This window comes from Campylobacter sp. BCW_6873, assembly GCF_001762365.1.
Classification (GTDB): Bacteria; Campylobacterota; Campylobacteria; order Campylobacterales; family Campylobacteraceae; genus Campylobacter_D; species Campylobacter_D jejuni.
Genome location: NZ_MJWS01000065.1, coordinates 184,842 through 196,340, shown reverse-complemented (window position 1 = coordinate 196,340; position 11,499 = coordinate 184,842). Strand labels below are relative to the sequence as shown.

General features: G+C 30.1%; 13 protein-coding genes. 5 read left to right on the top strand and 8 right to left on the bottom strand.

Annotation, left to right across the window (positions count from 1 at the left end; genetic code table 11):
* The first annotated feature begins 9 nt into the window (after positions 1 to 9).
* The 4 genes from AJ932_RS04845 to aat are packed head-to-tail and all read left to right on the top strand — an operon-like array spanning position 10 to position 3,650.
* Complete coding sequence (locus AJ932_RS04845) at positions 10 to 612, top strand: TlpA disulfide reductase family protein (protein ID WP_002853867.1); 603 nt, start codon at positions 10 to 12, stop codon at positions 610 to 612.
* Positions 612 to 902 carry an ATP-dependent Clp protease adaptor ClpS gene (locus tag AJ932_RS04840; RefSeq protein WP_044779145.1) on the top strand — a complete coding sequence of 97 codons (291 nt, stop codon included), beginning with the start codon at positions 612 to 614 and terminating at the stop codon, positions 900 to 902. The genes AJ932_RS04845 and AJ932_RS04840 overlap by 1 nt, the downstream gene beginning before the upstream one ends.
* On the top strand, positions 899 to 3,028 hold the full coding sequence (locus tag AJ932_RS04835; RefSeq protein ID WP_070278131.1) for an AAA family ATPase: 2,130 nt from the start codon (positions 899 to 901) through the stop codon (positions 3,026 to 3,028). The genes AJ932_RS04840 and AJ932_RS04835 overlap by 4 nt, the downstream gene beginning before the upstream one ends.
* Positions 3,003 to 3,650, top strand: coding sequence for a leucyl/phenylalanyl-tRNA--protein transferase (aat, locus tag AJ932_RS04830; protein ID WP_044306090.1), 648 nt, complete (start codon positions 3,003 to 3,005; stop codon positions 3,648 to 3,650). Before AJ932_RS04835 ends, aat begins: the two co-directional genes overlap by 26 nt.
* Before the next feature lie 22 nt (positions 3,651 to 3,672).
* Here the strand turns inward: aat and cetZ are convergent, their stop codons facing one another.
* The 3 genes from cetZ to AJ932_RS04815 all read right to left on the bottom strand — a co-directional run bounded on the left by cetZ (position 3,673) and on the right by AJ932_RS04815 (position 6,043).
* On the bottom strand, positions 3,673 to 4,962 hold the full coding sequence (cetZ, locus tag AJ932_RS04825; RefSeq protein WP_070274324.1) for an energy taxis response protein CetZ: 1,290 nt from the start codon (positions 4,960 to 4,962) through the stop codon (positions 3,673 to 3,675).
* A gap of 80 nt (positions 4,963 to 5,042) precedes the next feature.
* A complete protein-coding gene (locus AJ932_RS04820; RefSeq protein WP_072223892.1) occupies positions 5,043 to 5,669 on the bottom strand; it encodes a MarC family protein in 627 nt (208 codons plus the stop codon).
* 14 nt (positions 5,670 to 5,683) lie between these two features.
* Entirely contained in the window at positions 5,684 to 6,043 is a 360-nt protein-coding gene (locus AJ932_RS04815) for a methionine-R-sulfoxide reductase (RefSeq protein ID WP_002861829.1), read from the bottom strand.
* Between the two features lie 89 nt (positions 6,044 to 6,132).
* On the opposite strand from AJ932_RS04815, the gene AJ932_RS04810 reads away from it, so the two are divergent.
* A complete protein-coding gene (locus AJ932_RS04810) occupies positions 6,133 to 6,930 on the top strand; it encodes a ferritin-like domain-containing protein (protein ID WP_070278135.1) in 798 nt (265 codons plus the stop codon).
* Here AJ932_RS04810 and pssA read toward each other — a convergent pair.
* The 5 genes from pssA to AJ932_RS04785 are packed head-to-tail and all read right to left on the bottom strand — an operon-like array spanning position 6,921 to position 11,473.
* Positions 6,921 to 7,649 carry a CDP-diacylglycerol--serine O-phosphatidyltransferase gene (gene pssA / locus AJ932_RS04805; RefSeq protein WP_002859122.1) on the bottom strand — a complete coding sequence of 243 codons (729 nt, stop codon included), beginning with the start codon at positions 7,647 to 7,649 and terminating at the stop codon, positions 6,921 to 6,923. The genes AJ932_RS04810 and pssA overlap by 10 nt on opposite strands.
* A gap of 9 nt (positions 7,650 to 7,658) precedes the next feature.
* Positions 7,659 to 8,276 carry a phosphatidylserine decarboxylase gene (locus AJ932_RS04800; RefSeq protein WP_070278136.1) on the bottom strand — a complete coding sequence of 206 codons (618 nt, stop codon included), beginning with the start codon at positions 8,274 to 8,276 and terminating at the stop codon, positions 7,659 to 7,661.
* Positions 8,273 to 10,210, bottom strand: a complete 1,938-nt coding sequence (gene ftsH, locus AJ932_RS04795; RefSeq protein ID WP_070278138.1) for an ATP-dependent zinc metalloprotease FtsH — start codon at positions 10,208 to 10,210, stop codon at positions 8,273 to 8,275. The genes AJ932_RS04800 and ftsH overlap by 4 nt, the downstream gene beginning before the upstream one ends.
* Positions 10,210 to 11,058 carry a 50S ribosomal protein L11 methyltransferase gene (locus AJ932_RS04790; RefSeq protein ID WP_002861833.1) on the bottom strand — a complete coding sequence of 283 codons (849 nt, stop codon included), beginning with the start codon at positions 11,056 to 11,058 and terminating at the stop codon, positions 10,210 to 10,212. The genes ftsH and AJ932_RS04790 overlap by 1 nt, the downstream gene beginning before the upstream one ends.
* Before the next feature lie 22 nt (positions 11,059 to 11,080).
* The gene (locus tag AJ932_RS04785) at positions 11,081 to 11,473 is read right to left on the bottom strand and encodes a chemotaxis response regulator CheY (RefSeq protein ID WP_032603349.1); all 393 of its coding nucleotides are present in this window, start codon (positions 11,471 to 11,473) and stop codon (positions 11,081 to 11,083) included.
* Positions 11,474 to 11,499 lie beyond the last annotated feature (26 nt).

Genomic DNA, 11,499 nt, shown 5'->3' with positions numbered 1-11,499 from the left:
GGAAATTAAATGAAAAAAATTTTAACCCTATTTTTAATAAGTTTAGCATTTTTTCTTAATGCTTGCTCCAAAGAAGAAGAAATTCAAAATGATTTTATGTTTGAAGAGTATCACAAAGGAGATAAAATAGTCTTAAATAGTGTAAATGGTGGAAGCAAAACTTTAATAAGAACAGATAAAGGTTTTGTGGTAGAAGGAGAGGAAGGAAAAGTTTTAATGTTTGATTTTTTTGGCACTTTTTGCACCCCATGTAAAGAAGAAGCTTTAGATCTTAGCAAACTTTGGAAAAATAATTCTAGCAAATTTATCATTATAGGACTTACGCATTTTGAAGATGTTAGCGATGAAACAGTTAAAAAATTCGCAGATGATTATGGTGCTTACTATTTTCTAAGCAATGGCAGCTCTAACGATCGTATTATTGCTCAAATTTTAAAAGATATAGACTATCAAAATATGGAGCAACTTCCTTTTAAGGTCGTTTTAAAAAATGGAATTTATCAAAAAATAAGCGATTACTGGAATAATAATGCTCCAACAAATTTTTATCTTGGTAAAATTCCAACAGAACTCATGCAAGAAGATTTAAATAAAATCTACAAAGGAAAATAATGCCAAAAACCCAAACTCTAGAACAAATAAAACTTAGTGAACCAAAAATGTATAAAGTTATACTCTTAAATGATGATGTAACAACTATGGATTTTGTTATAGAAATTTTGATGAATATTTTTCATCAAAACCTTGAGAAAGCAAGTCAAACAATGTTAGAAATTCATCACAATGGTTCTGGAATTTGTGGCATTTACACTCAAGAAATAGCTCTTTCAAAACAAAAAAAAGTTATAGATGCGGCTAAACTTGCTAATTTTCCACTACAAGCGAAGGTAGAAGAAGAATGAAATACCAAGAAAATTTACAAAAATATCTTGATAATGCCAAAAATCTAAGCTTAATAAACCACCATGAATTTGTTACCTGTGAGCATGTGCTGTTTGCATTACTAAAACTAAGCACTGATTTTAAGGATATATTTGAAGAATTTTCAGATGGAGATCTTGAACTTCTAGAAACTGAATTAAAAAATTACATTTCTCAAAACAATCAAATTATTAAACAAGAAATAGAACCTACAATATCTGTTGTTTTAGATGAAATCTTACTTTCACTTAAAAATAAAAATAATGAAATTAAAATTATAGATTTTTTAGAAAAGCTCATACAGGATTCAAGAAGTTATTCTAGCTATCTCTTAAAAAAACACAACATAAATCTTAACAAAATTCAAGAACTTCAAAATCATAAAAATATACAAAATTTAAGCAACCACACAAGTGATTTAACACTTTTAGCTCAAAATGGCAAGATTGATCCTTTAATAGGAAGAAAATTTGAACTTGAAAGAATGATGCAAATTCTTTCACGTCGCAAGAAAAATAATCCTATTTTAATAGGAGAAGCAGGAGTTGGCAAAACGGCCATTGTAGAAGGATTAGCATTGGCTATTGCGGAAAAAAAGGTGCCTAAAAACTTACAAAATGCAAAAATTTTTAGTCTTGATATGGCTAGTATACTTGCGGGAACAAAATACCGTGGAGATTTTGAGAAAAGAATTAAAGAAATTTTAAATGAACTTGAGAAAATACCCAATGCTATTTTATTTATTGATGAAATTCACACTATAGTAGGAGCTGGAAGCACAGGAGAATCTCATACTGATTTTTCCAATCTTTTAAAACCAGCTCTAAGTAATGGAACTTTAAAATGCATAGGTGCAACAACTTTTATGGAATATAAAAATACTTTTGATAAAAATAAACCCCTAAGTCGCCGTTTTGCTAAAATAAATGTAGATGAACCAAGCCAAGAAGAAAGCTTGCAAATTCTTAAAGGATTAAAAAACAAATATGAAGAATTTCATCATATAAAATTAAACGATGAAATTCTTCAATATGCTGTAATTTGGGGTAAAAAATTTTTTAATGATAAATTTTTACCTGATTGTGCTATAGATCTGATCGATGAACTTGGCGCTTCTTTTGCTTTAAATCCAAAAGCTAAAAAAAATGTCAATTTAAAAGATTTAGAAAATGTTTTAGCAAAAATGACCCACCATCACAAAATGTTTGAATTCGATCAAAATAAAGCTTTAATGAATTTAAAAACAAATTTAAAAGCAAAAATTTTTGGCCAAGATGAAGTTATAGATAGTCTTGTTTCATCACTTAAGCAAAGTTTCGCAGGATTTAAAAATTCCAATACACCACGCGGAGTGTTTTTGTTTACTGGATCAAGTGGAGTTGGAAAAACAGAACTTTGCAAAGCTTTAGCTGAATTTTTAGGTTTAAATTTAGAACGCTTTGATATGAGTGAATATGCAGAAAAACATGCTATAAGTAAACTAATAGGATCTCCAGCTGGATATATAGGTTTTGAAGAGGGTGGACTTTTAAGCAATGCTATCCGCAAAAATCCTTTCAGTCTTGTTCTTTTTGACGAAATAGAAAAGGCTCATCCTGATTTAAGTAATACCTTTTTACAGATTTTTGACAATGCTGAACTCACCGACAATAGCGGTCTTAAAGTAGATTTTAAAAATACAATCATTATTATGACATCCAATCTAGGACTTAAAGAAAGCAATGAGCTTGGTTTTTTAAGTAAAAATGAAGAAAAAAGTAATCGTGCTATCAAAGATTTTTTTGCTCCAGAATTTATTAATCGCATTGATAAAATTTTACATTTTAATGATTTAAACGATGCTATACTTGTTAAAATTATCGAAAAAGAACTTGATGAAATTTCTAAAAATTTAAACAATATAAAATTATCAGCGGATGATAAAGCCAAAATTTATTTAACTAAAAAAGCCTATAATAAAGAATTTGGAGTAAGGCTTTTAAAACGCATAATTTCTGAGGAAATAGGAGAAAAAATCAGTGATGAAATTTTATTCGGAAAGCTTAAAAAAGGCGGTATAGCTAAAATCAAACTTGGTAAAAATGGAAAGCTCGAATTTATATTCTAAATTACTCAATGCACCTAAAAATGCTCCTGTATTTTTAAGTCAAAATTTAGAAGCTGATTTTATTGTAAAAGCTTATACTTTTGGTCTATTCCCATGGACAAGTAAACCTGTAACTTGGTGGTGTCCAGATCCTAGATGTGTTTTAATTCCAAATCAAATTCACATCCAAAAAAATATGAAAAAATTTATTAATCTCTATCAAATTAAACTTGATTATGATTTTTTAAAATTAATTACACTATGTCGCGATACACGCTCTCAAAGCTGGATAGATGATGAATTTATTACCACTTATTATAAGTTATTTACCCAAGGCTATGCGCATAGCCTTGAACTTTATGAAAATAATGAACTTATAGGTGGAATTTATGGTTTAATTTTAGGCAAGGTTTTCTTTGGTGAAAGCATGGTAAGCATTAAAAAAAATGCATCTAAAGTTGCCATGATTAAGCTTTGTGATTTATTAAAACCTTATGATTTTATCATAGATTGTCAAGTTTATAACCAACATTTAGAATTCATGGGTGCTCATAATATTTCTAGGAAAGAATTTTTAAATATTTTAAAAGAAAAATGCAATCAAGAAAGTGGTTTTAAAAATTTTAAAGATTTAATGACTTAAAAAATAAGCGTGAAAATCACGCTTATGACATTGCTTTAGCAACTTCAGTAGAGCTTTCACGAATTTTCTCCATACATTCTCTTGCTTCTTTTGCAAGTTCAACACTCTGATTAACATCCTCTAAACCGCTTTTAATACTCTCAACCACTTGTGATGTAACATTACGAATAGAATTAATCGTAGTGGTAATTTCATTAACTGAATGCCCTGTTCTTTCGGCTAAATTTCTTACTTCATCAGCAACAACAGCAAAACCTCTACCATGTTCACCAGCACGCGCTGCCTCAATAGCAGCATTTAAAGCAAGCAGATTAGTCTGATCAGCAATATCACTAATAGTCTGAATAATAGATTTAATTTCATCTGATTGTTGATTTAATGAAGAAACAAGATTTGAACTTTGAGACATCATATCAGCAATATTCTGAACATTTGAAACAGTGTTTTCAATTACACGATCTCCATCTTGAGTAAGATTATCATTTTTTTCTGCAAGTTCGCTTATGAGGCGAAGTTTTTCTTGATCTTTTTTAACTTGTTCGCTTATATCTGTAGCAAATTTAATAACCTTGTAAATTTTCCCATCATCATTTTTAACCGGATTATAACTTGCTTCAAGGTATACTTTTTTATTATTTCTTCCGTATCTTATATATTTACCTGATTGAAATTTGCCCTCTCTTAAATCTTCCCAAAATTGAACATAGTCCTTAGAGTGTCTATAATTAGAATCACAGAACATACTATGATGCTTTCCTTTAATCTCATCAATATTAAAATCCATAGTTCTTAAAAAATTTTCATTAGCCGTAATAATAGTCCCATCAGGTTTAAATTCAATAATAGCCATGGAACGATTAGCAGCAGCAATAGTATTTCTAAGATCAAGCATTTCATAATGTCTTTGAGTTATATCATTGGCAAATTTAATAATTTTATAAACATGGCCATTATTATCACTAATTGGAAGATAATTTGCTTCTAAATAAACATCTATCCCTCCCTTAGCTATACGTCTAAAAAGACCACTTCTAGCTTTTCCATCTCTTAAATCTTTCCAAAAATCACTATATGCTGAAGAATTAACAACTTCAGGCAAACAAAACATACTATGATGCTTGCCCTTGATCTCTGAAAGGGAGTATTTCATAGTTGTTAAAAAATTTTGATTTGCCTCTAAAATAACGCCATCGGTGGTAAATTCAATTACTGCCATGGTATTCCCAATAGATCTTAAAATATCTCCTAAACCATTACACTTTTTTTCAAGTTGTTCAATTATTTCAGTATTATTTTTCTTAGCACCAAACATAAAACTCACCTTTTTAATAATAAATTATTTTAAAATTATATCATATTTATATAGTATTATTTACTTAAAATTATATTAATTTATAAGTTAAATATATCCTTTAAACCTACAATAATCATCTTAAACCCCATAGCAGCAATAAACACTTGTGCTATACGAGAAAAAACATGCAAAATCAATTTTCCAACTATTTTTTCTATAGTAGCTGCAAAATGAAAAAGTACAAACATAAAAATAAAAGCTATCATTACTCCGCCAAGAGCAACATCAAGCCCACCATCTTCTGCTATAACGACAATACTAGCTAAAGTTCCAGGTCCAACAAGCATAGGAAATGCCATAGGTATTAAACTCTGTCTTAAAATTTCCTTATCATCCATATCCTGATAAGAACTAAAATCCTTAGTTACAATTTTTGTTGAAAAAAGTAAATTTTTAATAGCCATTACAATAAGAACCAAACCACCAGAAACCCTTAAATCATCTAATGAAACTCTAAAAATATAGTTCATAAATAAAGGTCCTGATAATAAAAATACCAAAACTATAGTAAAAGCTGTATAGACAATAGTTCTAAAAAGTTTTTTCCGAAGCATTATAGGTAATCCATCGCTCATAGCCAAAAATTGAGTTAAATTACCAAAAGGATTTAAGATGGCAAGTAAAGTAATTGCAGCAAAAAATATCAAATAAAGCTCAGAACCCATACTAGAAAACACTATCAATCCTTAGTTTTTACAAATTCCAAAGAAATAGAATTTACACAATGTCTTACATTTTTAGCAGAAAACCCTTCTCCTTCAAAAACATGACCTAAATGTCCATTGCAGTTTGCACACACAATCTCGGTTCTAATCCCATCTTTATCAGGAATTCTTTTAATAGCCCCTCTTATTTCATCATCAAAGCTAGGCCATCCACAACCTGATTTAAATTTATCTTCGGATTTATAAAGCGAAGCTCCACATTGCTTGCATTGATAAATTCCTTTTTCATAAAAATCATTATATTTCCCACTAAAAGGAGCTTCTGTTCCTTTATTTAAAATTACTTTTTTTTCTTCTTCATTTAATTCTTTCATGATCTACCCTTGTAAAATAATTTTTATATTATATAATTAAAATTTCAATTTTAAATGATAAATTTTTATAATTTTCAAGAAAGTTTTAAATGCAAAAAGAATTTTTTCAAGAGCTTCAAAATATTTTATATGAAAAAAATACAAATATAAAATTTCACTCTTTTCAAAATTTTTATGAAGACTTTAAAAGCCACAAATTTATTTTTAATCACGAGAATCAAAGCATTTTCAAAAAAAATACATCACAACAAATTACCTTACTTCATCCTACGCGTATAAGAAGACCTAAATTTGTCAATTCAACTCATGCGCTTGCTAAAATAATTCATTCAGTCGTTCATATAGAATTTAATGCAATTAACCTAGCTTTAGATGCTAGTTATCGCTTTAAAAATCTACCTTTGCAATTTTATTACGATTGGCTGGAGGTAGCAGATGAGGAAATTAAACATTTCAAACTTTTAAATTCAGTACTTGAAGAACTTGGTTACAAATATGGAGATTTTCCAGTGCATGATAATTTAGAATCTGCTCTAGAAGCTACAAAAGACTCTTTAAGCTTTAGAATGGGAGTAGTTCATAGAGGTTTAGAAGCTAAAGGGCTTGATGCCAACCCCTTTGTTGTTCAAAAACTTGAAAGCTCCAATCACTCCATTAAAAATCTTTTAATGGAATATCTTGAAATTATACTTAATGATGAAATAAAACACGTTAAAAAAGGAGATACTTGGTGGAAATTTTCAAATCAAAACAAGTATGATTTTATCGAGCTTTGCAAAACATTTAAACAATTCTCTCTTGCAGGAAAAAAACTTAACATTCAGGCAAGAATCAAAGCTGGTTTCACTCAAGAAGAATGCGAAGTCATTGAAAAATTTTACTCTTGATTTCTTATCTTAAATTTTGAAACAATAATGGTATATAAAACCCGAATAATTCCATAAAGCACATACAAGCTTGCTAAAATTACTAAACTTTCAAGGGGATAAAGATATAAAAATGAAAATATTATAATTAATATAATTAAAACTTTTAAAACGCTAGAACGATTAAAATCAAGCTTTTTAAAGCTGGGATAGCGTATATTACTTACCATTAAAAGCCCCAAAATTGCTTGAAGCACCAAAAAAACTACACCATAAGGCTTTAAAAAATCATAACTGATAAACGCATAAGTCCATATAGCACTCACAACTGCTGCAGTAGGTATAGGAAGACCTATAAAAACAGAAGGTTCATAAGTGCCTGTGGTAACATTAAATCTCGCCAAACGAATGGCTCCAAAAACCACAAAAAAAGCCGTAATCAAAGATCCAAGTTTTCCAAAATCATAACCTATAGCCATATAAAAAAGAACTGCTGGAGCAACTCCAAAAGCTACTAGATCAGCTAAAGAATCAAATTCTACTCCAAATTTTGAAGTAGAATTTGTAAGTCTTGCAACACGGCCATCAAGCCCATCGCAAATCAAAGATAAAATAATATAAATCAAAGCTGTATAATAATTTCCATGTATTGAAGCTATAATAGAAATAACCCCTAAAAAAGCTGAAGCAGCTGTAAAAAGATTGGGTAAAATATAAATTAATTGCGGTCTGTTATTCATTATTTTTCCTTACGCAAAATAGCCTAACAATGAACCTGCTTTAATTTCATCATTTAAGCCTATATGAATTCTAGTATCTTTTGGTAAAAGTAAACTTATAGAGCCATTAATTAAAAAACCCATTTTATCTCCTGCTTTTAAATCATGAGAAATATTATCGAGCTTTAATTTTCTATCAAAAGAACCTGCATAAATTCGCAAGGCTATCGTTTTATTCTCTTTAACTTTTGCCAAAATAAAAGCTCTTTCATTCATCATTTTTGCAGATTTTAATTCACTGCACAAAAAAAGCCCGTGTCGTAAACGAATATCTATTATAGACATTGCAAAAGGTGTATTAAAATTCCCAGCATCATAAAGAGCATTTTTAATAGTAATTTCAACACATTCACCTAAATCTTTATGATGAATATTTTCTATTTTAGTAACCCTACCATCTATAGGTGCAAAAATAGCTTTTTCATCGCTACAAACAAGTTCTCTTTTGGGTGTTCTAAAAAGAAAAATACAAATTACAATTAATGCTAATAGTAGGATGGAAAAAGAATAAAAAATCCACACAAAAATAAAAATCAAGCTTAAAATAATAAGACTTAAATATCCATCTTTTGCAATAAAATCTTTCATTCTTCTACTTTAACTTCAATTTTAACTTCTTCGAGCTCTTGCAAACGAGTTGGTAGACTATTTTGTTCCTCAAACTCTTTAATAATCTCACGCACTTTAGCGCCTTCAATAGTCTCTTCTTCATAAAGGGCTGCTACCATAGTCTCAATCGCTCCTTTATAAGTATTTAAAGTATCTTTAACATCTTTATAGCGTTCATCTAAGGTTTTCTTTACATAATCATCTAAAGATTCTGCCATCTTTTCAGAATAATCTTTTATGGTTTGTCCACCACTTAAGAAAGTATTTCTTTGTTTTTCAAGCACCATAAGTCCTGCAATTTCACTCATACCATACATAGAAATCATAGCTTTTATGATATCGGTTGCTCTTTCTAAATCATTACTTGCACCCGTTGAAATTTCACCTATAAACACTTCTTCAGCTGCACGACCACCCAAAAGTACATCTACTTCAGCTATAAGCTCATGTTTTTGCATTAAAAATTTATTTTCCTCAGGAGTATTTAAAGTATAACCTAAAGCCGCAAGACCACGCGGAATCACAGAAACCTTACTTACACGTTTTGCACCTTTGGTAGTTTCAGCGATTAAAGCATGACCACATTCATGATAAGTAACAATTTTCTTTTCTTTTTCATTAATACGACGTGATTTCTTCTCAAGTCCTGCTATAGCTCTTTCAACAGCTTCAATTAAATCATTTTGTTCTACATATTTTTTAGAATCCCTACCCGCTAAAAGTGCCGCTTCATTAATAATATTTGCAAGATCAGCTCCTGCAAGTCCTGCGGTTAAGCGTGCTATGTCTTCCACCTTAACTTTTGGGGAGATTTTTACATCTTTCATGTGCACTTTTAAAATATCACACCTACCTTTAAAATCAGGTTTATCAACCAAAACTTGTCTATCAAACCTTCCTGGTCTTAAAAGTGCTGCATCTAAAACTTCTGGGCGATTTGTTGCTGCTAAAACAATGACTGGGGAACTTTCTGTCCCAAAGCCATCCATTTCAGCCAAAAGCTGATTTAAAGTTTGTTCTCTTTCATCGTTTCCACCCATCATGCCACTTGCCGCACGACTTTTACCAATAGCATCTATTTCATCTATGAAAACAATAGCAGGAGCTTCTTTTTTTGCATTTTCAAACAAATCTCTCACACGAGAAGCACCTACACCCACAAACATTTCTATAAAAGACGAGCCTGAAACACTAAAAAACGGCACATCAGCTTCACCTGCAACTGCTTTTGCAAGCAAGGTTTTTCCTGTACCTGGAGGCCCAACAAGCAAAAGCCCTTTTGGAATTTTCGCTCCCAATTTAATATATCTTTCAGGATACTTTAAAAAATCTACAATTTCTTTTACTTCTTCTTTAGCTTCTTCAACACCAGCCACATCGCTAAATTTTACTTTAGGTTTTTCTGAATTTACAAGCTTCTTAGAGCTTCCTATGCCCAATATAGAACTTCCCATATTTTTTTGCATACGACTTGCCAAAAACATCCAAATACCAAAGAAAATAAATACTGGCAAAACCCATGAAAAAAGTATATCCGTAAACCAATTTGTTTCAGAATACGCACCATAAGCGATATTTTTACTATCTAGTAAACTCACAAGCTCAGGATCGTTAACTTTTTTTGCTGTATAAACAGTATTGTGAGAGCTTGAAATTGCTTTGATTGTTGTTTGTCCTATACTAACTTGATTGATTTGTCCATTTTCAATAAGCTTTTTTAACTCAGAATAAGGGACATTTTTATTTACTTCATTACCATTCAATGCCCCACCAAAAGAACCATTGCCATCAAAAAATCCCTTAAAAATAATTATCATTACAATTGCAAAAATCGCAAAAATAAAAATGGGATTTTTGTTAAAAAAATTATTACCCTGCGGATTACCCTTATTATTTGGGGTATTATTATTCATTACTTATCCTTTTTATTGTTTTTATATACAAAACTACACCACTCATTGATTTGCATTTCATCAATGAGTTCTAAATCTTGAAATTTTTCTTTAATTCTTGTTGAATATTTATCTAAAATTCCTGACAAAATAAGTATAGCATTATCTTCTAAATGGTTTTTAATATCTTTTTCTAAAATTAAAATCACATCTGCAATGATATTTGCAACAATTAGGTTATATAAACCATTTGCTTTATCTATAGATCCACACCAAGTCTTATGAAAATCGACATCATTTAATCTTGCATTTTCCAAAGAACTATCGATAGCCAACTCATCAGTATCACAAATTTCAACATTACAACCAAACTTTGCCATGATAATACCTAAAATTCCACTACCGCAACCAAGATCTAAGGCTCTTAATTTACTTTTAGAAAATTTTTGTAAAAATTTTACACAAGAATATGTGCTTTCATGATGTCCTGAGCCAAAGGCTAAGGCTGGATTAATCTTTATATTTATATAATTCTTTTTTTCTTCTTGCCAAGTGGTATGGATATAAACATTATCCACCAAAATAGGTTTTATGCCGTTTTTATATTCTTGTATCCAGTCCTTGTTTTCTTTCTCTACAAGACTTAAATTAGAAATAATTTTATGGTTTAAATTGAAAGTAGTTGTAAGTTTTTGAGCAAATATTTCAAGTGCCCATGAAAGCTCTTCTAAACTCTCATGGGATCTAATATAAACACCATTATCTTTCTCTTCTATAGCTTCTATACCTAAATCAAAAGCAAAATCAAGAAATAAATTTTTATACTGCTCTTCTACGATAAAGAACAATTCGTAATATTTTTTTTGCATTTAGAATTTTAAAAATCAGCCTTTACTCAGCTGCACCTTCTCCACTTCCTATTCCTAAAACATCTTCAAGCTTTTCTTTTAAAACTTGTGGAGTAAAAGGTTTTACAATATAGTTATTTACGCCAGCTTTTAAAGCAGTAATCACTTCAGCTTTTCCGCCCTCAGTTGTAACCATGATAATAGGCATATCTTCATATTTTTTCTCTGCTCTTACTTTTTTTACCAACTCCAAGCCATTCATTTCTGGCATATTCCAATCTGTAATTAAAACTTTTACATCTTCATTTTTAGTTAATAAATCCCAAGCTTCAACGCCATGCTCGGCTTCTAAAACATCATCGTGTCCAAGTCTTGTTAGGGTATTTTTAATAATCCTTCTCATAGTAGAACTGTCATCAACAACTAACAATTTCACAATTTCGTCCTTTCAAAGTTTTTATA